Origin of the sequence: Stenotrophomonas sp. GD03930 (assembly GCF_029839665.1) — a bacterium.
Classification (GTDB): domain Bacteria; phylum Pseudomonadota; class Gammaproteobacteria; order Xanthomonadales; family Xanthomonadaceae; genus Stenotrophomonas; species Stenotrophomonas forensis.
This window is the reverse complement of sequence record NZ_JAOCAV010000003.1, coordinates 86,183-112,957: the sequence shown is the minus strand read 5'-3', so window position 1 is coordinate 112,957 and position 26,775 is coordinate 86,183. Positions and strand designations below refer to the sequence as shown.

The following is a 26,775-nucleotide window of genomic DNA, read 5'->3' as shown; positions in this document are numbered from 1 at the left end:
GCCAACGCCCCTGCACGGCCCACCCGCCACACCTCTGACAGTTTCCGTGCGCGGCCAGCCCACGGAGAAAAAAAAGAAGATCAACAGCAACAGCAACAGCAACAGCAATAGCAAAAAGCGGCCGGTGGGCCGCTTTTGCTTTTGCTCTTCTTTTTTCTCTTCCGTGGCTGGACGCCGCAGAGATCTGTCAGAGGCCGGAGGGGTGGGGCCGGGCGGGGTATCCGCGCCATGGATGGCGCGGCTAAGCCCCCAGGGATGGGTTCACGGCGTCCCCGCCCGGCTTCACCCCTCCGGTCCAACCGATAAACCGCTTTCAGCGTCCAACCACGAGGGGCTGCGCCGTTCGCGGGAACCCTATTTCGCCGGCGACATCCACATGTCGATCACCGCGCTGAACACCTCCGTCCCCGCACGATCGCGCACGCTCACCGTCACCGGCAGTGCGTAGCCTTCAGCGGCCGCCACGATCGGCTGTGCCGGCAACGCCACCGCCTGCAGCGTGCCACGTGCCTTGGCCAGGTACTGCACCTGCATGCCCTTCGGAATCCAGCGCATGCCCTTGGGCAGCGAGGCATCCACCATCAGCCCGGCGGTCAGCTCGGCCAGGTTGCACATCGCGATCGCGTGCACCGTGCCGATGTGGTTGCGCACGCTGCGGCGGTCGGCCAGCGTGCCTTCGCAGCGGCCATGCTCCAGGCGGGTGATGCGCGGCGCGATGCTGGCGAAGTAGGGCGCCTTGAAACACACCGCGCGCGAGAACAGCCAGCTGCCGGCGGGCCAGCGCTGCAGGCGGTGGTAGAGCGAGAGCAGGGGCGTGGACATGGTGGGTATTCCGGTCGGCGGATAAAGCGACGGCGGGCCGAGGCCCGCCGTCGAAGGCAACGCGTGTCGCGGGCGGTCAGGCCGCCTGCGAATGCGGGTCCTTGTGCTGGCGGTCGTAGTAACTGGCCGCGCGCAGTTCGTGGGTGTCGAAGTCGTCCACGGTGATCGTGTCCAGGGTCAGCGTGCGCAGCTCTTCCAGCAGGCTGCGCTCGTCCTGGGTGATCACGCCTTCGGCCACGGCTTCGTCCAGCTGCGCCTTGAAGTCCAGCGCCTCGATGCCCTTGCTCTTCAGCGCCTTCAGGAACTTGCGCTCCACCGGCTCGGCCATGATCGCCTTGCTCAGGTAGCTGTTGATGCGGCCACCCGGGTTGTTCTCGCACGGGGTCAGGAACACGCCATTGGCCAGGCGGTCGCGGGCTTCGTTCGGCGCCATCAGCAGGGCGGCGACGCGACGGCTCAGGCGGTCGCCCGGAGCCTCGGCACGACGGCCCAGCGGGAAGATCAGCGCCCACATCAGCCAGCCGATCGGACGGATCGGGAAGTTGCGCAGGGCGGCCGACAGCGATTCCTCGATCTTGTGCACGCTGTCATGGAAGGCCCAGGCCAGCAGCGGCTGGTCGGCCTGCGGTGCGCCTTCGTCGTGGTAGCGCTTGAGCATGGCGCTGGTCATGTAGACATGGCTCAGCACGTCGCCCAGGCGGCCGGACAGCGATTCCTTGAACTTCAGCTTGCCGCCGAGCGTCATCATCGAGATGTCGGCCATCAGCGCCAGGTTGGCCGAGTAACGGTCCAGCTTGCGGAAGTAGCGGCGCGTGTAGGCGTCGCCCGGGGCGGCGCCGAAGCGCGCGCCGGTCAGGCCGAACCAGAACGAACGCACGGCATTGGAGATGCCGAAGCGGATGTGGCCGAACAGGCTGCGGTCGAACTCCTGCAGGCCGGCACGGGTGTCCGGATCCTGCGCCGCCTTCATTTCCTTCAGCACCCACGGGTGGCAGAGGATCGCACCCTGGCCGAAGATCAGCAGGCTGCGGGTCATGATGTTGGCGCCTTCCACGGTGATCGCGATCGGCGCGGCTTGCCAGCTGCGGCCGGCGAAGTTGCGCGGCCCCAGGATGATGCCCTTGCCGCCGATCACGTCCATCATGTCCGAGATCACTTCGCGGCTCATGGTGGTGCAGTGGTACTTGGCGATCGCCGACGGCACCGACGGCACGTCGCCACGATCAACCGCCGCAGCGGTAGCCTGCGACAGCGCGCTGATCTTGTACGCCTTGCCGCCGATGCGGGCCAGCGCCTCTTCAACGCCCTCGAAGCGGCCGACCGACAGGCCGAACTGCTTGCGGATGCGGGCATAGGCGCCGGTCACGGCGGCACCGGCCTTGGCGCCGCCGCTGGCGGTGGACGGCAGGGTGATCGAACGGCCCACGGCCAGGCACTCGTTGAGCATGTTCCAGCCCTTGCCGGCCATCGCGGCGCCACCGATCAGCTGGGTCAGCGGGATGAACACATCCTTGCCCTTGATCGGACCGTTCTGGAAGGTCGAGTTGAGCGGGAAGTGGCGACGGCCGATTTCCACGCCGGCGGTGTCGCGCGGCAGCAGGCCCAGGGTGATGCCGATGTCGCGGGTGTCGCCGATCAGGCCATCCGGGTCGTACATGCGGAAGGCCATGCCGATCAGGCTCGCGACCGGGGCCAGGGTGATGTAGCGCTTGTCGAAGGTCAGGCGCACGCCGAGCACCTGCTCACCGTTCCATTCGCCCTTGCAGACGATGCCGTAGTCGGGAATCGAGGTGGCGTCGGAGCCGGCGAACGGACCGGTCAGGCCGAAGCACGGAACCTCGCGGCCATCCGCCAGGCGCGGCAGGTACTGGTCCTTCTGTTCCTGGGTGCCGTAATGCACCAGCAGTTCACCCGGGCCCAGCGAATTCGGCACGCCAACGGTGGAGCTGACCACCGAGGACACCGAGGCCAGCTTCTGGATCACCTTGTGGTGGGCCAGCGCGGAGAAGCCCAGGCCGCCGTATTCCTTGGGAATGATCATGCCGAAGAACTTGTTCTTCTTGATGAAGGCCCACAGTTCCGGCGGCAGGTCGGCATGGACATGGGTGATTTCCCAGTCGTTGACCATGGTGCACAGCTCTTCGACCGGGCCATCGAGGAAGGCCTGCTCTTCAGCGGTCAGCTGCGGCTTGGGGTAGTTCAGCAGGATGTTCCAGTCCGGGTCACCGGTGAACAGCTCGCCTTCGAAACCGACCGAGCCGGTTTCCAGCGCGATTCGCTCGGTCTGCGACAGCGGCGGCAGCACCTTGCGGAACACCTTCATCATCGGGGCGGTCAGCAGCGGCTTGCGGATGAACGGCAGCAGCAGCGGCACGGCGATCACCGCCAGCACCGCGGCCGCGACGATCGTGGCGGTCTGGTTGACGTAGGGAATGAACCAGCAGGCGGCCAGCAGGGCCACGCTGATCAGCGTCCAGGTAACCAGCCGCATGCGGTGGTAGGCGACGAACGCGCCTGCCAGCAGCAGGGCGAGGAAGGGAAGAACGATGCTCATGAGCGTGCTCCGGTGACGTGCTCGTTTGTGGCGGACGAAGCTGCAGCATCCGCTGCGGGCAACACGTCCAGATAGTCCAACACAGTAGCGGTAAAGGCGTCGTTGTCATCGCCGGCGACCATATGCGTGGCCTGCGGCAGCTGTACATGGCGCGCGTGCGGCGCCAGCGCCAGGAATTCGGCCACGGTCTGCGGCGTGACCAGGTCACTGCGGCCGCCGCTGACCAGCAGCAGCGGGCATTTCACCTGGCGTGCGGCTTCGGCCAGCGCATCCTGGTGCTGCTCGCTGTCGCGGGCCAGCTCGGCCACCAGGCGCGGATCCCAATGCCAGCGCCAGCGGCCGTTGCCGTCCTCGCGCAGCAGTGCACGCAGCGACTGCTCGGACTTGCGTGGCCGGTGCGGCATGTAGGCCGAGATCACGTCGGCGGCCTCGGTCAGCGACGCGAAGCCATCGGGATGGGCGGTCATGAACGCAAGGATGCGTTCGACACCAGCGGTGTCCCAGCGCGGGGTGATGTCGACCAGCACCATTGCCGAGAACAGGCCGGGCCAGCGCGATTCGGCCAGCAGGCCGAACAGGCCGCCCATCGACGCGGCAACCAGCACCGGCGGGCGCGGTTGCTCGCCGGCCAGGACGATCAGGTCATCGGCGAACTGTTCGCCGTGATACGGCAGGTCGGCGGCATTCCAGTCCGAATCGCCATGGCCGCGGGCATCGTAGGCCAGGGTCTGCAGGCCGGCCGCGTTCAGCGCGCGCGCAGTGGCATTCCAGGCGTGGCGGGTCTGGCCAAACCCATGCGCGAACAGCACCCGGCCGCGACGGCCGTGGTCACTGGCGGTCGCTGCCAAACGCGCGCCATGGGCAGCGTCCAGGCGCAGGTCATGGAACGCAGCGGGAGTAGGGGACGTAACCATACCGGATAGTATGGATTGCTTGAGGGGGAAGTCAATACTGCAGGGTATGGTGCACTGCGGCAGGGGGGCCGGCAGGGCCCGTAACGGTTTCCACCGCAACGGCGTACTGCAACGAACCCCGGCGTATGGTTAAATCAGCCCATGAATCAACCTGACGCTTCCGCCGGCGAACCGCGCGCCGGCCGCAACAGCCGCCTGAGTGCCGAAGACTGGGCCCAGGCGGCCCTCGACCTGATTGCTGAACAAGGTGTAGGTGCCGTCGCGGTGGAACCGTTGGCACGGCGCCTGGGTGTGACCAAGGGCAGTTTCTACTGGCATTTCCCCTCGCGCGATGCCCTGCTGCAGGCGGCGCTGGAACGCTGGGAACTGTTCGAACAGGAACAGGTGTTCGGCAGCCTCGAGGATGTGCCCGATCCGCGCGTACGCCTGCGCCAGCTGTTCCAGATGGTGGCGCACGAAGTGCAGCCGCACATCATCTACAGCGAACTGCTGAAGGCGCTGGATCATCCGATGGTGCGCCCGGTGATCGACCGCGTGTCGCAGCGCCGGCTGGACTATCTGATTGCTTCGTTCCGCCAGGCCGGGCTCAGCTCCACCGATGCGCGGCATCGTGCGCGCCTGGCCTATGCCGCGTATGTCGGCTTCCTGCAGCTGTCGCTGCAGCTGCAGCAGCCCAAGCAGGCCCGCGAGGATTTCGAGGCCTATGTCGAGCACCTCATCGAGACGCTGATTCCGAACGGTTGAAGCTCGCCGTATTGATCACGAGCAAGCCGCGGCACTGCCGCGGCTTTTTTCTTGCGTGCCATCCACGTATTGCCGGCGGCACAAAGAACAACGGCCCCTTGCGGGGCCGTTGCTGCATCAGCCGATCAGTGGATCGATCAGAACTTCTGCTTGTACTGCATGTACATGTAGCGGCCCGGCAGGTCGTACTGCGGGTCGAACATGTTGGCACGCACCGAGTAGGACACCGGCGGATCCTTGTCGAACGCGTTGTTCAGACCCAGCATGATGGTGCCCTTCCACGGGGTGTTGTAGCGCACCTGGATGTCGTGGTAGGTGGTCGATGCGATGTGGTTCTCGCCCTTCGCACCGTCGGAGCAGTACGGGAAGGTCTCCGGGTCCTGGGTCGGGCTGAACGGGCATTCTTCGCGCATGCCGGACTTGTAGCGCAGGCCCCAGTTGACGCCGAAATCACCGTAGCTCCAATCCACATACAGGTTGGAGCGGATGCGCCAGTACGGATCCTGGTCGCGGTAACGGCCCTGACGGCCTTCAACCGGCGAATCCTGGGTCGACTTGGTGTCCCACTTGGACAGATAGGTGCTGTCCCAGCTGATGGTGAACTGGCCGAACGAGGTCTCCGGCAGGCGGTAGGCCAGGCCCAGATCCCAACCTTCCACCTTGTACGATGCCAGGTTCTGCAGCGGCATGTTGACGTTGGTGATGGTGTAGCGCTGGTTGACGGTGCCGTAGTTCGGATCACGCGTGATCAGGCCGCAGTAGGCTGCCTGCTGCTGCGGGGTGCCGCCGTAGCAGTAGCTCATGATGTCCTGGATCGCCGGGCGGGTGATCGCGTCTTCAACCTTGATCTGCCACCAGTCCAGGGTGACGTTCAGGCCGGTGACGAAGCTCGGGCTCCACACCAGGCCCAGCGTCTTGCTGGTCGAGGTTTCCGGCTTCAGGTTCGGATTGGCCTGCCAGGTGAACGGCACAACCGTCTGCTTGCGGCCCGCACCGGCGCCCGGCTGAATGAAGTTGGCCGGGACGCCCTGTGCGGCACACTGTGCGGCAACCGCACCGGTACGCAGGCCTGCGTTGGACGAGCAGGGATCGATGTAGGTCTCGAAGGAGTCCGTGTCGCCGCGATACAGGTTGTTGATGCTCGGCGCGCGGAAGCCCTCGGAGTAGTTACCGCGGATCATCAGGTCGTCGATCGGCTTCCAGCGGAAGCCGAACTTGTTGTTGGTGGTGTTGCCGAAGTTGCTGTAGTCGGAGTAGCGCGATGCCACGCTGAAGTCCAGCAGCTTGGCGCCCGGCAGGTCCGCCAGCACCGGAATCGACAGTTCCACGAAGAACTCGTTCAGATCGTAGCCGCCCTTGGTCGGCGCCGCACCGTTGCCGGTGCTCAGGCCGGAAGCAATGAAGGCGTCCGGATCGAACTGGCCGGTTTCCTTGCGGTACTCGTAACCGGCAGCGAAGCCCAGCGCACCGGCCGGCAGCTGCACGATCTCACCGGAGATGTTGGCGTAGTAGCCCTTCGACACCAGGCTCGCCGAGTCGTGTGCGGTGAACGAGGTGTAGTCCAGAGCTTCCTGCGAGATCGAACCCAGGCCGCCCAGCGGATTGATCGGCACGCAGCCGGCAATGACGGCACCCGCCGAATTCAAGCAGACCGGCTTGCCATCGCGCAGAGCCGACGGGCCATAGGCCTCGGCCAGACGCTGCCTGTTGAACAGGCCGTAGGTCAGGTCGTTCTGGTCGGTCTTGTCGTAGCGGTAGCCGACGTCCCAGTCGAAGTTGCGATCGGCGAACTCGAAGAAGCCTTCGAAGCCACCATAGAAGTGCCAGTTCTTGACGTTCTGGTTGAACGAACGACCGCCGGATTCATTGAAGCGACGATTGACGCCGGTCAGTTCGACACCATACGGGTTGTACATGCTAGCCGCGCTCAGGCGCTGGCCGGTCACCGGCATGGAGGCCAGCAGCTGTTCCGACTTGCGCTCGTTGTACATCGCCTCGGTACGGAAGGTGATGTTGTCGGTCACGTTGTACGAACCCAGCACGAACAGCGAAGTGCGCTCGTTCGGGGTCAGCAGGTAGTTGTCCGGCGCGGTGTTGTAACCGTGGACGTTCGCATCGAACGGGGTTTCAACGCCATTGATGATGATGTACTGGTTGCCGTTGCGAACATAGCTGCCCGGGATACCGGTTGCGCTCTGGCCACTGAAGAACGGCGGGCCACCGGCGGAGATCTTGCGATCGCCGGCCATCACGGACTTTTCGTTGACGTAGGACGCGCCGACGGTGATCGAGGCGCGGTCGGTCACGGTGCCCAGGGTGAAGTCATACGCTTCACGCTCGCCGTCGCCGTCGCTGTACTGGCCCTTGTAGGCGTTGACTTCAGCACCATCGAAGTTCTGCTTGGTGATGATGTTCACCACGCCGGCGATGGCGTCCGAACCGTAGATGGTCGAGGCGCCGTCCTTCAGGATGTCGATGCGCTCGATCATCGCGGTCGGGATGGTGTTCAGGTCGACGCTGCCGTCCAGGCCGGTGGTCCAGCGGCGGCCATTGACCAGCACCAGGGTGCGCTCGGCACCGAGGTTGCGCAGGCTGACGCCGGCCGAGCCGTCACCGCCGTTGTTGAACGTACGGTTCAGGGCGGCGCCGTTGGCGGCGACGCGCTGCAGGATGTCGGCGACCGAGGTCACGCCCTGCTTTTCGATGTCGGCGCGGGTCAGGCTGAGCACCGGCTGCGAGGTTTCGATGTCGGTGCTCTTGATGCGCGAACCGGTGACCGAGATGCGGTCAAGGTTGGTCGCTTCCTGAGCCTGGGCGGTGGCAGTGGACGCCACACCGGCAACGAGCGCGACCAGGACGGCGTCGCGCAGCTTGTTGGACTTGAAGTTCATTGGCTCTCTCTCTCCAAGAAATCTTGGCTGGGTGATTGCCTGCGTACGGAGCGAAAAGGCGCTCCAAAAAACGCGAGGCTGAGCCGATAGTACTGGTGCGTTCTCAAAAATTAAAGGTGTGTTAATACAGGTCGTGGCAGGGCTGAATACGCGGGATCTGAGGTGATGACGTCATTGAATTCAATGACTTGACGTCGTTCCAGTCCAGCTCGGCAGCCCTTCGTTAGTTTCATGTGAAAGAAAATATTTCGGTTGTTGCAGTGCGCAGGCGAAAGAATTCTGTCCGTCCATCGTCCATTCAGGGTTGCTGCGGCGCAAAAAAAAGAACGGGCGCCCTGCGGCATCCGTTCCCATTCAACACCCGGATTGTGAGCTCCGCCGGTGCTGTCCGGTCAGAGATCCTGCTCGTAGCGGACGTACGGCACGGTGCCGTCATCGTTGCTTTCATTGCGCGGCGAGAACGGATTCTTGCCGCGGCTGATCACGTTCTCGGCGCCCACGGTGAGCTGGCCGGACCAGGGAGTACGCCAGGTCAGCCCGATTCCCAGGCCTTCCCATTTGCCGGGCTTGCCCGGAACGTCGACGACACGCCCGATGATGCTGCCGGTGAAATTGCCGTAGCCGGCGCCGATGCTCAGGCTCTTGCTGTCCCAGCGATCGACGATGGCCGGTGAGGCATCGGCCAGCGGTACCAGGCGGGCCTTGGCATAGGTGCCGGCGATGGAGACGAAGCCCTCGCGGCCGATGTTCTTCTGCGCGAACACGGTCAGGTCGTTCTGCTCGGCGCGCAGCGAAGGGGTCTTGTTCGGGCCTGACAGCCAGGCCGGCAGGGTTTCACGGCCGGTACCGGCGGTGATGCCCAGGCGGCTGTTGCCACGGTTCAGTGCGGCGGTGCCGGTGAAGCGGCGGCTGTTGAGGTCGTCATCGTCGCCGAGGCTGGCCAGCATGCAGTGACTGGCCAGGCCGCTGATGCTGGTTCCACTGCTGCTGCTGCAGAGCAGGCCCAGCGAATCGCCGGAGGACAGGCCGAAGGCCGCATCCAGCGAGTTGCGCCCAAAGTGCCAGCGGGCGCCGGCCGCCTGTTCGCCGGTAGGTTCCAGATACAGCAGGGCCTCGACCTTGCCGCTGCCCTTGTTCCACACCGGCAGTACGGTACGGGTGTCCTTGCTCTGCGCATGCGCGCCCGCAATCGCGCCAAGGGCGATCAGCAGGGCCAGCGGTAGACGCAGGAAGGTACGCATCGGACCAGTTCAGACAGGGATGGACAACGGAAGTTCCCGCGGAAACGGGAACTTGATCGTAGGGCGTTTATGAATTCTTAACAAGCCTTGATCCCCCCAGATGCAAGACCAGCCGATTACTGAAGCCGTTCTGGTGCCGGCACAGTCCCCTCGGCACCGTGGAACAGTATGCCGAACTCCGTCAAAGGAAAGTGATACTCGCGCCCGCAGAATTCGCAGCGAACCTCGACTGCGTTGGTGGCTTCGGCGGCGGCACGGGCTTCGTCCTCGCCCAGCGACTGCAGCATCGATGCGACCCGTTCACGCGAGCAGGAGCAGGCGAAGGACAGCGGCTTGCTGCCCATCAGCTCGGGCTTCTCTTCGTGGAACAGGCGGTGCAGCAACTGCTCGGCCGGGGTGGCCAGCAGTTCGGCCTTGCCCAGGGTCTCGAACAGGGCGCTGGCGCGGGCCCAGCCGTCCTCGTCACCTTCGTCGCCCGGCAGCTTCTGCAGCAGCAGGCCGGCGGCGCCGGTGCGGTCGGCGGCCAGCAGCAGGCGGGTGGGCAGCTGTTCGGACTGGCGGAAGTAGTCCTCGAAGGCTTCGTCCAGTTCCGGTGCGGTCAGGCCGACCAGGCTCTGGTAGCGCTGCGGTTCGCGCGGGTCCAGGCCCGGGTTCTCGATGGTGATCGCGAGCAGGGCGTCATCGCCCAGGCTGGACAGGTCGCGCGGCGCGTCGGCACCGTCGCTGAGCTGGGCGATGCCGCGCAGGGTACCGGAGGCGGTGCATTCGGCGAACAGGGTGCGCAGGGCGGTGCTGCTGCGCAGCTGGATCGACAGGCGGCCATCGATCTTGGTGTGGCCGGTGAACAGCGCCGAGGCCACGCAGGCCTCGCCGAGCAGTTCGGCAGCGGTATCCGGGTACTGGGCGTGGGACAGGATCTCCTGCCAGGTGGCCTGCAGGCGCACGTGGACGCCACGGACGCCAGCGTCGGGCAGCAGGAAGCGGATCAGGGAATCGGAGTTGGCGGTCATCGGCTCACATCGCGCGTAAACGGAGGCGGTTGCCGGATAATGCGCCGACAACCAGACAGAAGAAGGATGCACCAGTAATGGGGGCAGCGGGAGAGCAGCACAAGGTCGAGGCCGGGGCGGACGTGCCTCGGCGCAGGCGCTGGCGCTGGAAGCGGCTGCTGTGGCTGCCGGTGCTGCTGGCCGCCTTCAGCTGCCTGCAGGTACTGGTACTGCGGTTCATCGATCCGCCCGGGTCCATGGTGATGCTGTGGCGCTACGGCGAGGCGCTGGGCGAGGCGGACTGGTCCTATCGGCTGCACTACCAGTGGCGCGACCTGGACCAGATGGCGCCCAGCCTGCCGATCTCGCTGGTGGCGGCCGAGGACCAGCGCTTTCCCGACCACAATGGTTTCGACCTGCAGGCCATCGAGAAGGCGCGCGACCACAACGCAAAGGGGGGCCGCCTGCGCGGTGCCAGCACGATCAGCCAGCAGGTGGCCAAGAACCTGTTCCTCTGGCAGGGCCGCAGCTGGGTCCGCAAGGGCCTTGAGGTCTGGTACACGGTGCTGATCGAAGCGCTGTGGCCGAAGGAGCGCATCCTGGAGATGTACGCCAACATCGCCGAGTTCGGTGATGGTGTGTACGGTGCACAGGCAGCGGCGCAGAAGTTCTGGGGCAAGGACGCGGCTCGGCTGAGCCCGGCCGAAAGCGCACGGCTGGCGGCGGTGCTGCCGGCACCTCGGCGCTACAACGCGGCGGCGCCGGGGCCCTATGTACAGCGGCGTGCGGCATGGATCCAGCGCCAGGCGCGGCAGCTGGGTGGGGCGGCGTACCTGTCGGAGGAGTGAGGAGGCGGCCTGCCGGGTCTGCAGGCGGCGGCCCGCATGCGTGCCGGCAACGTACAATCCGGGCATGACCCGTGAACGGCTTACTTTTGTCATCGCCGCCTACAACGAGGCCCTGGCACTGCCGTTGCTGCATCCGCGGTTGTGCGCGGTGCTGGATGGCATGCCCGACATCGAAGGCCACATCCTGTATGTGGACGACGGCAGCCACGACGACACCTGGCCGGTGATCGCCGGCCTGGCCGAGGCCGATGCGCGGGTCTCGGCGCTGAAGCTCTCGCGCAACTTCGGCAAGGAGGCCGCGCTGACGGCCGGCCTGGACCTGGTGCGCGAGGGGGCGGCGATGATCCTCGATGCGGACGGCCAGGACCCACCGGAGCTGGTGCCGCAGTTCGTCGCGCGCTGGCGCGAGGGGCACGACAACGTCTATGGCACGCGCATGGCCCGCGATGGCGAGGCTTGGGTCAAGCGCGCCACGGCGGCGATGTTCTACCGGGTGATGGGGCGCCTGTCGCGCACGCCGATCCCCGCCGACACCGGTGACTTCCGCCTGTTGTCGCCTCGCGCGCTGAGCGCACTGCGCGAGATGCGCGAGCGCCATCGGTTCATGAAGGGCCTCTTCAGCTGGGTCGGGTTCAAGCGGGTGGCCGTGCCCTATCACCGCCACGCGCGCGTGGCCGGCACCAGCAAGTTCAGCCTGTGGCGGCTGTGGAACTTCGCCCTGGAGGGCATCACCGGCTTCTCTACCGTGCCGCTGCGGGCCGCCACCTATCTGGGGCTGGCAACGGCGGCGGTGGCCTTCGTGTTCGGCCTGTGGGTGATCGTCAAGGCGGCGCTGTATGGCGACCGGGTGGCGGGCTGGCCGACGATGATGGCGGTGATCCTGTTCCTGGGCGGGGTGCAGCTGATCGCGCTGGGCCTGATCGGCGAGTACCTGGGGCGGCTGTATGAAGAGTCCAAGCAGCGCCCGCTGTACCTGGTTGACGCATGGCTAGCATCCACCGTGGCAGACTCGGCCCTGCAACCCACCCTCGGAGGGCAGGCGGATGACCACGGTACGGCAACTGTTGGACGGCAAGTCTCCTGAAGTACACGCAGTCGCACCGGATGCGGCGGTGATCGATGCGATCCGGTTGATGGCGGAAAAGGGTATCGGCGCGGTGCTGGTGATGGATGGGCCGCGACTGGTCGGGATCCTGTCCGAGCGCGACTACGCACGCAAGATCGTGCTGCGGGATCGTTCGTCGCGCGATACGGCGGTGGCCGAGATCATGACGGCGCAGGTGGTGACGGTGTCGTCGGGCGAGCAGGTGGAGCACTGCCTGCAGCTGGTGACCGATTTCCGTATCCGCCACCTGCCGGTGGTGGACGGCGCGCAGGTGCTGGGGGTGATTTCCATCGGTGACCTGGTGAAGTCGGTGATCGATGCACAGCGCAGGGAGCTGGATCAGCTGCAGCAGTACATCGTCGCGGGATGAGTTGTTCGCTGGCGGGCCTGCGGCCCGCCGGCCCGCTTTTCAAACCAGAGCCAGAGTCAGAGCGCAAGAGCAGCGCCTTCCTGGTACGCCGGGAGGCTGAGGGCATGGGCGTGCAGGACACGCCGCAAGTACGTCCCTGTAGGCTCGATGGCGCCATCCATGGCGCCAACGGTCCTGCACGCCCATGCCCTCTACCTCTTGATACATTGCAGCGAGCGCGGTGAGATTCGCCGCAGACGATCTGCTTTTGGTAGCTGCCAACCTTGGTTGGCAACAGCTTTTGACTTTGCTTTTTTCTTTTGACTTTGAATTTTCGCTCTCGTTCCGCGCGCGCAGGAAACTGTCAGGAGGGGGATGGGTGGCCCAGGCAGGACCGTTGGCGCCATGGATGGCGCCATCGAGCCCCCATGGATGGGTTCACGGCGTGTCCTGCCTGGGTCACCCATCCCCCTTAAGCCACGATCAATGCAGGCGCCGTGAACAACGCTGTTAGCCTACTTCGCATACTGCCCACCGCAGTCGGCATCCTTGCCCGGCCCCAGTTCGATGGTCGCCAGCAGCGCCGCCGGCGGGGCGATGCTGCCCAGCGCCAGGGCCACCGCGCCACGAATGCCCAGCGCCTTGAAGTCCGGCCGGAACGACGGGTCCTTGAATGTGCCGGTGATGTGCAGCGGCGAGCGCAGCACCAGGATGCTCTTGTCCTTCGGGCGCGGCTTCAGCAGCAGGTCGAGGGTCTCATCGCGCAGGCTGACCGTGCCCTCGCCGATGATGATCGTATCGGTGGTATCCACCGCCAGCGCCTGGCTGGTCATCAGGCCGTCGCGCACGCCGAAGTCGGCGAAGGCGCAGCGCAGGGGAATCTGCTTGTCACCGGACACCAGGAACTTCAACGACTCGGTGACATCCAGCCCGGCCAGTTCCATCACCAGGTTGCCGACATGGCCGCGACCCATCGCCAGGCCGACCTTGCCGCTGCTGCTGCCCAGCATCGCGGCGATCGAGTTGCCACGGCCGCTCAGGTCGACTTCGCCGCCGATGCCGCCCTTGGCCTGCTCGGCCAGTTTTGCATCCGGGAACAGCTGGCCCAGCTGCACGCCGCGCACGCTGGCTTTCAGCGCGGTGCTGATCTGCGCCTGGCGTGCATCCATGCGGATCGTGCTGCGGATATCGCCGCCGGCCACGCCGAAGTTCAGCGGGTCCAGCCGCAGCACGCCGTCATCCAGCAGCAGGTGCGCATCCATGTCGTCCAGCGGCAGCGAGGGTGCGTTGATGCGATGGGCCTTCCAGCGCACGTCGGCGTCCATCGCACGCAGCTTGCCGAGGTTGTAGGGCGTGTCGGGCAGTATCCGGGCACGGGCGGCGATACGCGCGGCCTCGGCCTTCTGCTCGGCGTTCGCGGTCTCGCCGCTGCCGGTCTTCGGTGGTGCACCGACGAAGCCGGCCAGATCGTCGAAGTCCAATCGCCGGGATTCGAGCGTGGCCGTCAGCCGCGGGCGTGCACCGCTGACGTCGAACTGCAGGTTGCCACCGAGATCGCTGTCGCCGACCTTGCCGGTGAACTGCTCGTAGCGCCAGGTGTCGTGGTCGCGCTTGAGGCGGCCATTCAATGCGTATGGCGGCGAGGACGGAATGGCGATGCCGAGCAGCGGGTACAGGTCGGCCAGGTCCTGGCCACTGAGTGCGAACTGCAGGTCGAACACGCGCAGCTGGAACGGATTGGTAAGCGTGCCGCTGGCCACCGCGTGGGTTGCCCCGGCGCGGCCATCGAGGTGGATGCGGAACGGGTGGTCGCTGTCGGTCAGCTGCAGCGGTGATTCGGTGCCGCCGCGCAAGGTGAACGGATTGCCCTGCCAGCGGCCCTTGCCCTGCACCAGCAGCGGCGGTGCGGCATCGGCCTGTTTCGGCTGGCCGCTGCGCACATCCAGTCGGATGTCGGTGCGGCCGAGCGCATCCAGGAACTGCAGGCGGCCGTCGTCGATGCGCAGGCGCTTGAGCTGGGGGCCTGGCCCGCCAGCGCTGTCACCGAGGAAATCCCAGTTGCCTGGCTCGCCCTTGCGCGGGGCCGTTTGCAGCAGGACGTCCGGCCGGGTCAGGCGCACTTCTGGCAACTGCACGCTGCCACGCAGCAGCGGCCACACCCGCACGTCGATCTCGACGCGGTCGGCGCTGGCCATGTCCGGCTGTTTTGCCCAGCTGGCATTGGCGAAGGTGATAGCGTCGGCGCGGATCGTGCTGGTGCGGCCGAGATCCACATCCAGGTGGCCGATGTGCAGTACCCGGCCGGTACGCGCCTGCACGGCGCGTTCGACCGGCCCCTTGAACCAGTTCCAGTCCCACAGTGCGATCAACAGCAGGACCGCCGCCAGCAGGAAGATCAGGACCGTCAGCCAGCGCCGGCCGCGCGGGCCGGGTCGGCGGAGGCGCCAGCGGGAGGTGCGCGATGTGGCGGGGGAGGCGGCAGCATTCACGCTGCCATGGTTGCCCCCTCATCGTGGACGGGGCGCGAAGCACCCATGTGCGCGGTGTGCACAACCCGCGCGCGGGCCCCTGTCTTACAGCACCTGCATGGTGACCGCGACGAAGTGGCAGACGCTGCCGCCGATCACGAACAGGTGCCAGATCGCATGCGAATAGGGGATCGATTCGCGATGGTAGAAGTAGGTGCCCAGGGTGTATGACAGGCCGCCGGCCAGCAGCCAGCCCAGCGTCCAGCCGTCGATCGAGGCCAGCATCGGCTTGACCGCCACGATCACCAGCCAGCCCATGGCCACGTAGATCGCGGTGGACAGGCGCTTGAAGCGGCCGGTGTAGAACAGCTTGAACACCACGCCGGCCAGGGCCAGGGTCCAGATCGCCGCGAACAGCCCCCAGCCCCACGGACCGCGCAGGCCGATCAGGGTGAACGGGGTATAGGTGCCGGCGATCAGAACGTAGATCGCGCAGTGGTCGAACACCTTCAGGCGACCCTTGGCGATCGGGTGCTGGATGGCGTGATAGAGGGTGGAGGCCGTATACAGCAGCAGCAGCGCGATGCCGAACACGATGGCGCCGGCCAGCTGCCAGCCATCACTGTAGATGGCGGCCAGGGTGATCAGTACCGCGCCCGCGCCGAGGGCGAGCACGGCGCCCAGGCCGTGGGTCAGGGCGCTGGCGATTTCTTCGCGGATCGAAGCAACGGAAGTCGTGGACATGGCGTAGGCATCGTTCGCGGGGAGGGGGACCCGCACCCCCCTATCATCGCCGCGATGGGCGGCGCATGCACGCCCATCACCGTATGGTCGGTGAATCCCCGCGTTGCGCGGATGCGCCCGCGATCAGCAGATCCACGCCATGCGTGGATGAACCGCCGCGGGGCCCCTTGCGGTTCAGCTTGCCGATACCGTATGCGCCGCTTCGCGGGTGGCCGAGAAGCGCACATCCGGAGAACGTTCCTGCGCCAGCTGCAGGTTGACCCGGGTCGGCGCCAGGTAGACCAGGTGGCCGGCCGCGTCCAGCGCCAGGTTCAGCGCGTTCTTCTCGCGGAACTCTTCCAGCTTCTTCTCGTTGCTGCAGTGGACCCAACGCGCGGTGGTCACGCTGACCGGCTCGAAGGTGGCTTCCACGCCGTACTCGTCCTTCAGGCGATAGGCGGCCACGTCGAACTGCAGCACGCCCACCGCACCCAGGATCAGGTCGTTGCTGGTGAGCGGACGGAAGAACTGGGTCGCACCTTCTTCGGACAGCTGGGCCAGGCCCTTCTGCAGCTGCTTGAGCTTGAGCGGATCGCGCAGGCGTGCACGGCGGAACAGTTCCGGGGCGAAGTTGGGAATACCGGTGAAGGTGACCGCTTCGCCTTCGGTGAAGGTATCGCCGATGGAGATGGTGCCGTGGTTGTGGATGCCGATCACATCGCCCGGCCACGCTTCGGCGGCGATCTCGCGGTCGCTGGCCATGAAGGTCAGGGCGTTGGCCAGCTTCATCTCCTTGCCGGTACGCACGTGGAAGGTTTTCATGCCGGCGCTGAAACGGCCCGAGCAGACGCGCATGAACGCCACGCGGTCGCGGTGCTGCGGGTCCATGTTGGCCTGGATCTTGAACACGAAGCCGGTCAGCTTGTTTTCTTCCGGTGCGATCTCGCGGCCGGTGGTGGAGCGCGCCTGCGGTGACGGCGCATGTTCGACGAAGAAGTCCAGCAGCGGCTGCACGCCGAAGTTGTTCACGCCCGAACCGAAGAACACCGGGGTCTGCTTGCCGGCGCGGTACGCGTCCAGGTCGAAGGGGTGGCTGGCGCCCTGCACCAGTTCGAGTTCGTCGCGCAGGTCGGCCAGCATCTGCGCACCGATCTTCTCGGCCAGGCCGGGGGCATCGATGGACGGGAAGATGGTCGAGTCCTGGCGGGTGAAGTTGCGGCCCGGTTCGTACAGGTGCACTTCGCCGGTCAGCAGGTGCACCACGCCCTTCAGGCGCTGGCCCATGCCGATCGGCCAGGTGACCGGGGCGCACTGGATGCCGAGCACGGTTTCCACTTCGTCCAGCAGCTCGATCGGGTCCTTGCCCTCGCGGTCGAGCTTGTTGATGAAGGTCATGATCGGGGTGTCGCGCAGGCGGCACACTTCCATCAGCTTGATGGTGCGCTCTTCCACGCCCTTGGCCACGTCGATCACCATCAGCGCCGAGTCCACCGCGGTCAGCACGCGGTAGGTGTCCTCGCCGAAGTCGGCGTGGCCGGGGGTGTCGAGCAGGTTGACGATCTTGCCTTCGTACGGGAACTGCATCACCGAGGAGGTGACGGAGATGCCGCGCTCCTTTTCCAGTGCCATCCAGTCGGAGGTGGCGTGGCGGGCGGCCTTGCGGCCCTTGACCGAACCGGCCATCTGGATCGCGCCTCCGAACAGCAGCAGCTTTTCGGTCAGCGTGGTCTTGCCGGCGTCAGGGTGGGAGATGATGGCGAAGGTGCGGCGACGCGACGCTTCGTTGGCGACTTCGGACATGGCAGTGGCGCCCGCCCGGGGCGCTTTTCAAAGAGATAAGCGCCCGATTATACCGGCCGGCGCCGGTCAGCGCCCGATGCCGCCGTCTGCCCCGGCCTGGCGGGCGAACTGCAGCTGACCCTGTGCGGCGAAGATGCGCACCGGCACCGAGCGCAGGCCCATTCCGCGGTTGACCTGCACCACGAAGTGCAGGTGCGGGGCACTGCTGTAACCACTGTTGCCGGACAGGCCGATCGGCTGCCCGGCCTGCACCGCCTGGCCGCGACGCACGCGCATGCCACCGGCCTGCAGGTGGCCATACAGGGCCATGCTGCCGTCGCTGTGCAGCACGCGGATGAAGTTGGCACGGGCACCATCGCGTTCGCGGTCCTGCCCGTTGCCACGGAAGCCATCCTGGATCTGCATCACCGTACCCTCGCGCGCGGCCAGCACCAGGGTGCCCTCCGGCAGTGCGAAGTCGACCGCCTCGCGGTTCTCCTCGTCATCGTGGCTGAACCGGCCCTGCGGCGCCTGGTCCACGCGCAGGCGGGCCGCATCGAACGGCAGGCGATAGGCGACATCTTCGGCCTGTGCGGCCGGGTTGCCCGGCACCGACTGCAGGCGCAGATCGAGCATGCGGCCATCGATCGGGGCGGGCAGATGGCCGACCACCAGGCTGCTGTCACCCTGCAGCAGTGATTCGACCGGGAGACCCTCGACCGGGTGTCCCGGCGCCGCGCGCAGTTCGATCTGCAGCGGCCCCGCCAGCCCGTTGTCGATCCGCGCCTGCCAGTGTTCGCCCACCGGCTGCAGGCGCAGCCGAGCCATCGGCGTGGCATCCCGGGCCGATTCCCCAGCAATGGCGGGGGCGGCCTTGGGCACCAGACCCCAGCCCTGGCGCCAGTCGCCTGCATGGGCCGTCGCGCTCGCCAGCAGGCACAGCAGCAGGCAGGTCAGGGGCAGGCGTGGCATCCGTGGTTCCGGTCAAAGGGGGCCGCCGGGACTGTATCCGATCCTGAACGGGACGACCGGGACGGCCTTCGCAGAGTTCATCCGCAAAGATCCATCGCTTTATCCGCATGAAGGGATTGACAGTGCTGGAAAGGGCTGGCATCGTGGCCCCACCATCGAGACCGGCAGAGGGACAGGCCCTTTGAAGCCGGGGCAGCCCGCAGGCGCGCAAGCGACTGCGTAGGTGCCAAATCCTGCGGGGACCGTGGCGTCCACCGAAAGATGGTTCGAACCATGCACCCCACGTGCATCTCGAACGCGGGCCCCGCGAAGGCTCGATGGCCGATTCCCCAACCGGATCCCGCCATGAGCTTCGCTGCCAGTACCGCACTTCGCCCCGAACCCTTTGTCCCCGTCAGCGTGCCGGTCGATGACCGCGTGCATGCCGAGCGCGGTGAGTTCGCCGCGGTGCTGTCGATGCGCCACGCCGGCCCCAGCCCGGTGCGCCTGCGCTATGAGTGGGTCGGCCCGGCGAATGCGCCGGTGGTGGTGCTGGCCGGTGGCATTTCCGCCCACCGCCATGTGGCGTCCAACCCGCAGTTCAGCGAGAAGGGCTGGGCCGAGGATCTGGTCGGCAAGGGCCGCGCGCTGGACCCACAGCAGCTGCGCGTGCTGGCCTTCGACTTCATCGGGGCAGATGGCGCGCTGGACGTTCCGATCGATACCGCCGACCAGGCCGATGCGCTGGCACTGCTGCTGGATCATCTCGGCATCCGCGCGCTGAAGGCGTTCGTCGGCTATTCGTATGGCGCGCTGGTCGGCCAGCAGTTCGCGATCCGCCATCGTGCCCGCGTGCGCCAGCTGGTGCTGGCCAGCGGCGCGCATCGCCCGCATCCGTATGCCGCGGCCTGGCGCGCACTGCAGCGCCGCGCGGTCGCGCTGGGCCAGCTGCAGTGCGGCGAAGACCACGGCCTCGCCCTGGCCCGCCAGTTCGCCATGCTCAGCTACCGCACCCCGGAAGAATTCGGCGAGCGCTTCGATGCCGCGCCGGAAGTCATCAATGGCCGCGTGCGCGTGGCCGCCGAAGACTATCTCGACGCCGCTGGCGCGCAGTACGTCGCGCGCACGCCGGTAACCGCCTACCTGCGCCTGTCCGAATCGATCGACCTGCACCGCGTGGATCCTGCCGCGATCCTGCCACCGACCGTGGTGGTGGCCGTGGAGGGCGATCGCCTGGTGCCGCTGGCCGATCTGGTCGGACTGGTCGAAGGACTGGGCCCGCGCGGCAGCCTGCGCGTGCTGCGCTCGCCCTATGGCCACGACGCCTTCCTCAAAGAAACCGATCGCATCGACGCGATCCTCGCCACCGCCTTCCGTACCTCTGGAGAGTCCGCATGAGCCTGCACGCCAACGAGCCGTCCTGTAGCCGTACCACTGCCGCTGTCCGTGCCGGCATCGATCGTGATACCGCGCATGGTGCGGTCACACCGCCGATCGTGTTGTCGTCGAACTTCAGCTTTGAAGGCTTCGGCAACAAGCGCCAGTACGACTACACGCGCAGTGGCAACCCGACCCGCGACCTGCTGGGTGAAGCACTTGCGGAACTGGAGGGCGGCGCAGGTGGGGTCGTTACCGCCACCGGCATGGGCGCGATCAATCTGGTGCTGAACGCGCTGCTGCAGCCGGGCGACACCCTGGTGGTGCCGCACGATGCCTACGGTGGCAGTTGGCGGCTGTTCAACGCGCTGGCGAAGAAGGGCCACTTCGAACTGGTCACCGCCGACCTGACCGATCCGCGTGCGCTGGCGCAGGCACTGGCCACCCAGCCGAAGCTGGTGCTGGTGGAAACCCCATCCAACCCGCTGCTGCGCATCACCGACCTGCGCTTCGTCATCGATGCCGCGCACAAGGCCGGCGCCCTGGTGGTGGTCGACAACACCTTCCTGTCGCCGGCCCTGCAGCAGCCGCTGTCGTTTGGCGCGGACCTGGTGCTGCATTCCACCACCAAGTACATCAACGGCCACAGCGACGTGGTCGGTGGCGCAGTGGTCGCGCGCGATCCGGCACTGCACGAGCAGCTGGTGTGGTGGGGCAATGCGCTGGGCCTGACCGGCTCGCCGTTCGATGCGTTCCTGACCCTGCGCGGCCTGCGCACGTTGGATGCGCGCCTGCGCGTGCACCAGGAAAATACCGCCTCGATCGTTGCCCTGCTGGACCAGCATCCTGCGGTTGGCGCGGTGTACTACCCGGGCCTGGCCGATCACCCGGGCCATGCCATCGCCGCACGCCAGCAGGATGGCTTCGGCGCGATGCTGTCGTTCGAGCTGGCGCACTGTGCCGGCGACGATCCGCATGCGGCGGTGCGCGCGTTCGTTGATGGACTGCGTTGTTTCACCCTGGCCGAATCGCTGGGTGGCGTCGAGAGCCTGATCGCGCATCCGGCGACCATGACCCATGCGGCGATGACCGCCGAAGCGCGTGCGGCGGCCGGCATCAGCGAAGGGCTGCTGCGCCTGTCAGTGGGCATCGAGGCCGAGCGTGACCTGCTGGCCGATCTCGGCGCGGCGCTGCAGCGCGCCGAAGCGGTGATCGATGCCGCTGCACGCCGCAAACAGGTGGTGGACGCATGAGCGCACTGGCCGCTGACATTCCTGCGCTGGGCGCGGGACGCCTGGCGCTGCTCGGCACTGGCACGGTGGGTTCGGCGTTCGTGCAGCGCTACCAGGCGCTGCAGGCACGCGGGCTGGAACTGCCCAGCGTGCAGTGGTTGGCCAATTCGCGTACCGCGCTGGCGATCGATCGTGACCTGGCGTTGCCGCTGGAGCTGGCACGGCGTGCACCGCGTGATGGCCACAGCGCTCCGCCGTGGGCCAGCGCCGAAGGACTGGAGCGTGGCGACGTGGTGGTTGACGCGACCGCCAGCGAAGACGTGGCTGCACGCCACGTGCAGTGGCTGGCGCGCGGCGTGCACGTGGTGACCGCCAACAAGCTGGGGCGAGGCGCGCAGCTGGCGCGCGCGCAGGCAATTGCCGAAAGCTGCGCCGACAGCGGTGCACGCTACGGCGACAGCGCCACCGTGGGGGCAGGCCTGCCCCTGCTGAGCAGCCTGCGCGCGCTGGTGGCCGGCGGTGATCATATCCATGCCATCGAGGGCGTCCTGTCCGGATCACTGGCGTGGCTGTTCCATCGCTACGATGGCCAGTCACCGTTCTCGGCCGCAGTGCGCGAAGCGCTGGCGGCAGGCTACACCGAGCCGGATCCGCGCCTGGACCTGTCCGGCGAGGATGTACGCCGCAAGCTGCTGATCCTGGCCCGCAGCAGCGGGTTGGCGCTGGACGCGTCGCAGGTGCAGGTGGATTCGCTGGTGCCTGAAACGCTCGCCGCGTTGCCGCTGGAAGATGCGGTAGCCGCGCTGGAACAGCTGGATGCGCCGCTGCAGGCACGCTGGCAGCAGGCGCGCGACAACGGCCGCGTGCTGCGTTTTGTCGGTCGCGTCGATGGCCAAGGTGCGCAGGTGGGCCTGCGCGAGCTGCCTGCCGATCATCCATTGGCGCAGGGCGCGGGCACCGACAACCGCGTGGCCATCCACAGCGATCGCTATCAGCGCCAGCCGTTGTTGATCCAGGGGCCGGGCGCGGGCGCGGAAGTCACCGCCGCCGCGTTGCTGGATGACGTGCTGCGCATCGTGCGGTAAGGGATCGCCGGGCATCGCCCGGCGCGCCCCCCTCAGCGCGCCTTCAACGCCTTCAACAACGCGGCGTTGAACTGTTTCGGATCCTGTACCTGCGGCGAATGGCCCAGCTCGGCGAATTCGACCAGTGTTGCGCCGGGGATCGCCGCCGCCGCGGCCTTGCTCAGCACCGGGTAGTTGCCCAGCGTGGCCTTCAGCGCCGGTGATGCGCGGTCGCGGCCGATCGCCGTGCGGTCCTTCTGGCCGATGAACAGGGTGGTCGGCACCTGCAGGTGCTTCAGTTCGTAGACCACCGGCTGGTTGAACACCATGTCCGAGGCCAGCGCCTGGCTCCAGGCAACGGCCTGCTTGCCCGGCCCTTCGTACATGCCCGACTGCATCCTTGCCCACGGCTCGTAGTCGGGTTTCCACTGGCCATCGTAATAGACGTCCAACTGGTAGCGCCGGATGCTGTCGTAGCTGGTTTTCAGCTCGCCGGCATACCACTCGTCGACGCTGCGCCACGGCACGCCCAGCGCCTTCCAGTCTTCCAGCCCGATCGGGTTGACCAGCGACAGGCTGCGCAGGTCCTGCGGGTACATCAGCGCATAGCGCACGGCGAGCATGCCGCCCATCGAATGGCCGACCAGGTGCACCGGCACATCACCCAGCTGCAGCTGCTGCAGCAGGGCGTGGGTGTTGGCGGCGAGCTGAGCGAAACTGTACTGGTAGCGCTCGGGCTTGCTGGATTTGCAGAAGCCCACCTGGTCCGGTGCGATCACCCGGTAGCCCGCGGCCAGCAGCGGGGCGATGGTCTGCTGCCAGGTGGCCGCGCAGAAGTTCTTGCCGTGCAGCAACACCACCACCCCGATGGCCCGTCGTTTGGGCAGGACATCCAGGTAGGCCATTTCCAGCGGCTGCTGCTGCGATTCCAGCGCGAAGGTCTTCACCGGATAGCCGTAGTCGAAACCTTCCAGCCGCGGACCATAGGTCGGCGCGGCCAGGGCGGACATCGGCAGGCAGGCGAGCAGGGCGGCAGCGAGCAGGCGCATGGCGTTCTCGGGGGCGAGGGAGCCCCCAGCGTAATGCATCCCGTCAAGCGAAGCCGAGCATGGGCTCGGCTCTACACCTCAACACTCGATGACGTTCACCGCCAGGCCGCCGCGACTGGTTTCCTTGTACTTGTCCTGCATGTCGCGGCCGGTATCGCGCATGGTCTTGATGACCTTGTCCAGCGATACCTTGTGCTTGCCGTCGCCACGCATGGCCATGCGCGAGGCGTTGATCGCCTTCACCGCGCCCATCGCGTTGCGCTCGATGCACGGAATCTGCACCAGGCCGCCGATCGGATCGCAGGTCAGGCCCAGGTTGTGTTCCATGCCGATTTCCGCGGCGTTCTCGATCTGGCTCGGGTTACCGCCCAGCGCCGCGACCAGGCCGCCGGCCGCCATCGAGCAGGCCACGCCCACTTCGCCCTGGCAGCCCACTTCGGCACCGGAAATCGAGGCGTTCTCCTTGTACAGGATGCCGATCGCCGCCGAGGTCAGCAGGAAGTCGAACACGCGCTGCTCGTTCGCGCCGGGGCAGAAACGGTCGAAGTAGTGCAGCACTGCAGGCAGCACGCCGGCGGCACCGTTGGTCGGCGCGGTGACCACACGGCCACCGGCGGCGTTTTCCTCATTCACTGCCAGCGCGTACAGATTGACCCAGTCCAGCGTGGTCAGCGGGTCGCGCATTGCTGCTTCCGGCTTCGACGACAGTTCGCGGTACAGCGCCGGTGCGCGACGGCCCACCTTCAGGCCACCCGGCAGCACGCCTTCCTCACGGATGCCGCGCGTCACGCACGACTGCATCGCGCTCCAGATCTCGCGCAGCTGGGCGCGGATCTCGTCCTCGCTGCGCCAGCACTTCTCGTTCTCGAACATCAGCTGGGCGATGCTCAGGCCGCTGCGCGCGGTCTGCGCCAGCAGCTCGTCGCCGCTCTTGAACGGGTAGGGCAGCGGCGTCTCGTCGGGCACGATGCGGTCATCGGCCGCGTCGTCCTGGTTGACCACGAAGCCGCCACCAACGGAGTAGTAATCGCGGGTGGCGATCACTTCGTCGTCGGCGTTGTACGCGGTGAAGCGCATGCCGTTGGTGTGGTACGGCAGCTTCTGGCGCTTGTTCATGCCGAGGTCGCGCTTCTCGTCGAAGGCGATCTCGTGCTGCCCCATCAGCTGGATGCGCTTGCTGCTGCGGATGCGCTCCAGGGTGGCCGGGATGATGTCCGGGTCGATCAGGTTCGGCCGCTGGCCTTCCAGGCCGAGCAGGATCGCCTTGTCGGTGCCGTGGCCGCGGCCGGTCAGCGCCAGCGAGCCATAGACATCGGCGCGGATGCGCGCGACCTCGTGCAGGCGGCCCGGGTCGAGCAGCCAGCGATGGATGAATCGCTCGGCGGCCTTCATCGGCCCGACGGTGTGCGAGGAACTCGGACCAATGCCGATCTTGAAAACGTCGAACGTGCTGACAGCCATGGATGCCAAACTGCGGGTACCGGACAAGCCGCTATTCTAGCGGCTTGCCGGGCCATCCGATGGCTGCGGCGCAGCATTTCCGCCACGGGAGCCGAACCGGTGTTGACCCTGATCCAGCGTGACGATTGCCACCTGTGCGACCTGGCCCTGGCCGAACTGGCCAAGGCGCGGGCACCGGAGTTCGAATCGGTGTTCCTGGACGACCAGCCTGCGCTGGAGACGCGCTATGGCGCGCGGGTACCGGTGCTGCGCGACGAGGCGGGGCAGCGCGAGCTGGACTGGCCGTTCGATGCGGCCACCGTGCAGGCCTGGCTGGCCGAATGCGATCAGGTAGTGCCGGCCGCTGGCCGGCAACCACCCGATATCCGTTAATGCCGGGCAGCGCCCGGCACTACCGGGATCGTCTTACTTCGCGTTGAACTTCACGATCGTGCTGATCGCGGTCTCGTCCGGAATGGTCTTGGTGTCGGCCCAGTCACCGCCGCCGACGCCGAAGTCCAGGCGCTTCACGGTGGCCTTGCCGGTCAGCACCGGCTGGGTGCCCGGCTTCCAGGTGAAGGTGAGGGTGACCGGCTTGCTGACGCCGCGCAGTTCCAGGGTGCCATCGGCGGCGAACTGGTCGTTGCCCACCGCGCGGAAGCCCTTGGCGGTATAGCGTGCGGTGGCGAACTTGCCGACGTTGAAGAAGTCGGCGGTCTGCAGGGTCGAGTCGCGGTCGCTGTTGCCGCTCTTGGCACCGGCCAGCGGGATCACCACGTCCAGCGAACCGGCGGCCGGGTTGGCCGGGTCGAAGCTGAGCTTGGTGGCGAAGCCCGGGAAGCTGCCGGTGAACACTTCACCGTCGTACTTGGTGGCAAACACCAGGATCGAACCGGCACCGGGGGCCTGTGCGTAGTCGGCGGCGAGCACCGGGGCAGTGGCCAGCATGCCGGCCAGGGCGGCGGCCACGGCGGCCGGGGTGGTCAGTTTCAGGGTCATCGGTCAGTCCTTCTGAGGGGAGGCGAGCCAGCCGCGCGGCAACATGCGGGACAACGTTGCATCGCGCTGGAACAGGTGGTGGTAGAAAGCCGCGCCGGCATGGGCCAGCACCACTGCGATCAACAGCCAGAAGCCGTATTCGTGGATGGCATGGGACACCGCGACAACCTGCGGGTCGGGGCCGCTCAGCTTGGGTACGTCAACCAGCCCGAACCAGCGGAACGGGCGCAGGCCACTGGCCGAGTCGTACAGCCAGCCCGACAGCGGAATGGCGAACATCAGCACATACAACAGCACGTGGGTTGCACTGGCGATGCGCTCCTGCCAGCTGGGCACACCCGGCACCGGCTTGGGCACGCCGGCATAAAGGCGCCAGCCGAGGCGGAACAGCACCAGCGCCAACACGGTGATGCCGATGGACTTGTGCGCGGTGTAGACCCAGAAATACTTGGGAGTCTTGGGCAATTCACCCATGGTAAGGCCGACCACGCCCAGGGCGAGGATCAGCAGTGCGATCAACCAATGCAGGATCTGGCTGACACTCCCCCAGGCGGCGGGCGTGTTCTTGGCGGTCATGAAAGGTCCTCTAGCGGGCCGTCTTGGGGGCGGAGTGCGGGGCGGGAGCGGGAGTTCCCGGGGCGTCGCTGCGGTCGAGAGTGGCCTCAGCCTCGATCCTCAGCTGTACGGCATCACCGATGACGCCCGGCCAGGCGGTGATGCCGAACGCGCGCCGGCTCAGCGTGGTGCTGGCGGAAAAACCGGCGGTGCGTCGAAATGGGGGAAGGGGATAGCGCTTGATGGCATTGAGGGTCACCTCCAGCGTGATCTCCTGGCTGATCCCGCGCAGGGTGAGGGTGCCGATCACGTGGGCACGCCTGGCATCGATCGGTTCCACGCGGCTGGAGACGAATCGCGCGTTCGGGAATCGTTCGCCGTCGAGCAAGCTGCGGGCCAGCGTAGCCTGGTTCCACTTGGCGTCGCCGAGGTCCAATCGCGATACGGGCACCTCGACGTCCAGCGTGGCTTCGCGCCAGTTGTCGGGATCGAACTGAAGGCGGCCTTCACTGCCCGAGACCGTGCCCATGGCCTGCGAGTAACCCGCGTGATCGATGCTGAACAACACCCGGGTATGCACCGGATCAAGGCGATAGGTGTCTGCATCCGCCCAAGCGGGGGCGGTGGCGAGCAGCATCGGCAGCAGGGCCAGGCAGGGACGCATCGATGGCGGGCTCCGGA

23 protein-coding genes and 1 riboswitch are annotated in these 26,775 nt (G+C 66.8%); of the genes, 8 read left to right on the top strand and 15 right to left on the bottom strand.

Annotated features, from left to right (window positions below; translation table 11 throughout):
• Window positions 1-354 precede the first annotated feature (354 nt).
• From N5C18_RS16160 to N5C18_RS16150, 3 genes are all read right to left on the bottom strand, one after another.
• A complete protein-coding gene (locus tag N5C18_RS16160) occupies window positions 355-822 on the bottom strand; it encodes a hotdog fold domain-containing protein (protein WP_053511808.1) in 468 nt (155 codons plus the stop codon).
• 76 nt (window positions 823-898) lie between these two features.
• On the bottom strand, window positions 899-3,376 hold the full coding sequence (locus tag N5C18_RS16155) for an acyl-CoA dehydrogenase (RefSeq protein ID WP_053450533.1): 2,478 nt from the start codon (window positions 3,374-3,376) through the stop codon (window positions 899-901).
• Entirely contained in the window at window positions 3,373-4,290 is a 918-nt protein-coding gene (locus tag N5C18_RS16150) for an alpha/beta fold hydrolase (RefSeq protein ID WP_053511807.1), read from the bottom strand. Before N5C18_RS16150 ends, N5C18_RS16155 begins: the two co-directional genes overlap by 4 nt.
• Window positions 4,291-4,431: 141 nt before the next feature.
• Here N5C18_RS16150 and N5C18_RS16145 point away from each other — a divergent pair, with 141 nt between their 5' ends.
• A complete protein-coding gene (locus tag N5C18_RS16145) occupies window positions 4,432-5,034 on the top strand; it encodes a TetR/AcrR family transcriptional regulator (protein ID WP_006464233.1) in 603 nt (200 codons plus the stop codon).
• A gap of 137 nt (window positions 5,035-5,171) precedes the next feature.
• Here the strand turns inward: N5C18_RS16145 and N5C18_RS16140 are convergent, their stop codons facing one another.
• From N5C18_RS16140 to N5C18_RS16130, 3 genes are all read right to left on the bottom strand, one after another.
• Complete coding sequence (locus N5C18_RS16140; protein ID WP_279935167.1) at window positions 5,172-7,925, bottom strand: TonB-dependent receptor; 2,754 nt, start codon at window positions 7,923-7,925, stop codon at window positions 5,172-5,174.
• A 392-nt stretch (window positions 7,926-8,317) separates the two neighbouring features.
• On the bottom strand, window positions 8,318-9,166 hold the full coding sequence (locus tag N5C18_RS16135) for a hypothetical protein (protein ID WP_279945124.1): 849 nt from the start codon (window positions 9,164-9,166) through the stop codon (window positions 8,318-8,320).
• 116 nt (window positions 9,167-9,282) lie between these two features.
• Entirely contained in the window at window positions 9,283-10,176 is an 894-nt protein-coding gene (locus N5C18_RS16130) for an Hsp33 family molecular chaperone HslO (protein WP_279945122.1), read from the bottom strand.
• Window positions 10,177-10,253: 77 nt separating this feature from the next.
• Here N5C18_RS16130 and mtgA point away from each other — a divergent pair, with 77 nt between their 5' ends.
• From mtgA to N5C18_RS16115, 3 genes are all read left to right on the top strand, one after another.
• Complete coding sequence (gene mtgA / locus N5C18_RS16125; RefSeq protein WP_006464101.1) at window positions 10,254-11,003, top strand: monofunctional biosynthetic peptidoglycan transglycosylase; 750 nt, start codon at window positions 10,254-10,256, stop codon at window positions 11,001-11,003.
• Window positions 11,004-11,067: 64 nt separating this feature from the next.
• The gene (locus tag N5C18_RS16120) at window positions 11,068-12,087 is read left to right on the top strand and encodes a glycosyltransferase family 2 protein (protein WP_279945120.1); all 1,020 of its coding nucleotides are present in this window, start codon (window positions 11,068-11,070) and stop codon (window positions 12,085-12,087) included.
• Entirely contained in the window at window positions 12,047-12,478 is a 432-nt protein-coding gene (locus N5C18_RS16115; protein ID WP_053511802.1) for a CBS domain-containing protein, read from the top strand. The genes N5C18_RS16120 and N5C18_RS16115 overlap by 41 nt, the downstream gene beginning before the upstream one ends.
• 494 nt (window positions 12,479-12,972) lie before the next feature.
• Here N5C18_RS16115 and N5C18_RS16110 read toward each other — a convergent pair whose 3' ends face one another.
• From N5C18_RS16110 to N5C18_RS16095, 4 genes are all read right to left on the bottom strand, one after another.
• Window positions 12,973-14,946: an AsmA family protein gene (locus N5C18_RS16110; protein WP_279945119.1), complete on the bottom strand. Its 1,974-nt coding sequence runs from the start codon at window positions 14,944-14,946 to the stop codon at window positions 12,973-12,975.
• Between the two features lie 84 nt (window positions 14,947-15,030).
• Entirely contained in the window at window positions 15,031-15,669 is a 639-nt protein-coding gene (locus N5C18_RS16105; protein WP_053511841.1) for a hemolysin III family protein, read from the bottom strand.
• A 174-nt stretch (window positions 15,670-15,843) separates the two neighbouring features.
• Complete coding sequence (locus N5C18_RS16100; RefSeq protein ID WP_053511842.1) at window positions 15,844-17,448, bottom strand: peptide chain release factor 3; 1,605 nt, start codon at window positions 17,446-17,448, stop codon at window positions 15,844-15,846.
• A 66-nt stretch (window positions 17,449-17,514) separates the two neighbouring features.
• Window positions 17,515-18,399 (bottom strand): M23 family metallopeptidase, encoded by an 885-nt coding sequence (locus N5C18_RS16095; RefSeq protein WP_053511843.1) that lies wholly within the window; start codon window positions 18,397-18,399, stop codon window positions 17,515-17,517.
• Between the two features lie 149 nt (window positions 18,400-18,548).
• A riboswitch (SAM riboswitch) is annotated at window positions 18,549-18,667 on the top strand.
• A 77-nt stretch (window positions 18,668-18,744) separates the two neighbouring features.
• Here N5C18_RS16095 and N5C18_RS16090 point away from each other — a divergent pair.
• The 3 genes from N5C18_RS16090 to N5C18_RS16080 are packed head-to-tail and all read left to right on the top strand — an operon-like array spanning window position 18,745 to window position 22,072.
• Window positions 18,745-19,776 carry a homoserine O-succinyltransferase gene (locus N5C18_RS16090; RefSeq protein ID WP_053511844.1) on the top strand — a complete coding sequence of 344 codons (1,032 nt, stop codon included), beginning with the start codon at window positions 18,745-18,747 and terminating at the stop codon, window positions 19,774-19,776.
• The gene (locus tag N5C18_RS16085; protein ID WP_053511845.1) at window positions 19,773-21,008 is read left to right on the top strand and encodes an O-succinylhomoserine (thiol)-lyase; all 1,236 of its coding nucleotides are present in this window, start codon (window positions 19,773-19,775) and stop codon (window positions 21,006-21,008) included. Before N5C18_RS16090 ends, N5C18_RS16085 begins: the two co-directional genes overlap by 4 nt.
• On the top strand, window positions 21,005-22,072 hold the full coding sequence (locus N5C18_RS16080) for a homoserine dehydrogenase (RefSeq protein WP_053511846.1): 1,068 nt from the start codon (window positions 21,005-21,007) through the stop codon (window positions 22,070-22,072). The genes N5C18_RS16085 and N5C18_RS16080 overlap by 4 nt, the downstream gene beginning before the upstream one ends.
• Window positions 22,073-22,104: 32 nt before the next feature.
• Here the strand turns inward: N5C18_RS16080 and N5C18_RS16075 are convergent, their stop codons facing one another.
• Both N5C18_RS16075 and N5C18_RS16070 read right to left on the bottom strand, forming a co-directional pair.
• Window positions 22,105-23,100 carry an alpha/beta hydrolase gene (locus tag N5C18_RS16075; protein ID WP_279945118.1) on the bottom strand — a complete coding sequence of 332 codons (996 nt, stop codon included), beginning with the start codon at window positions 23,098-23,100 and terminating at the stop codon, window positions 22,105-22,107.
• A gap of 78 nt (window positions 23,101-23,178) precedes the next feature.
• Window positions 23,179-24,561: an L-serine ammonia-lyase gene (locus N5C18_RS16070; RefSeq protein WP_006464040.1), complete on the bottom strand. Its 1,383-nt coding sequence runs from the start codon at window positions 24,559-24,561 to the stop codon at window positions 23,179-23,181.
• A gap of 99 nt (window positions 24,562-24,660) precedes the next feature.
• On the opposite strand from N5C18_RS16070, the gene N5C18_RS16065 reads away from it, so the two are divergent.
• Window positions 24,661-24,933 carry a glutaredoxin family protein gene (locus N5C18_RS16065; protein ID WP_053451366.1) on the top strand — a complete coding sequence of 91 codons (273 nt, stop codon included), beginning with the start codon at window positions 24,661-24,663 and terminating at the stop codon, window positions 24,931-24,933.
• A gap of 33 nt (window positions 24,934-24,966) precedes the next feature.
• Here the strand turns inward: N5C18_RS16065 and N5C18_RS16060 are convergent, their stop codons facing one another.
• Genes N5C18_RS16060 through N5C18_RS16050 form a run of 3 tightly spaced genes read right to left on the bottom strand, consistent with a single transcriptional unit; the run spans window position 24,967 to window position 26,758 of the window.
• Window positions 24,967-25,539, bottom strand: a complete 573-nt coding sequence (locus N5C18_RS16060; RefSeq protein ID WP_008268387.1) for a YceI family protein — start codon at window positions 25,537-25,539, stop codon at window positions 24,967-24,969.
• 3 nt (window positions 25,540-25,542) lie between these two features.
• Window positions 25,543-26,115, bottom strand: coding sequence for a cytochrome b (locus tag N5C18_RS16055; protein WP_053511958.1), 573 nt, complete (start codon window positions 26,113-26,115; stop codon window positions 25,543-25,545).
• Window positions 26,116-26,125: 10 nt separating this feature from the next.
• Window positions 26,126-26,758: a YceI family protein gene (locus N5C18_RS16050; protein ID WP_053511957.1), complete on the bottom strand. Its 633-nt coding sequence runs from the start codon at window positions 26,756-26,758 to the stop codon at window positions 26,126-26,128.
• Between the last annotated feature and the right edge of the window lie 17 nt (window positions 26,759-26,775).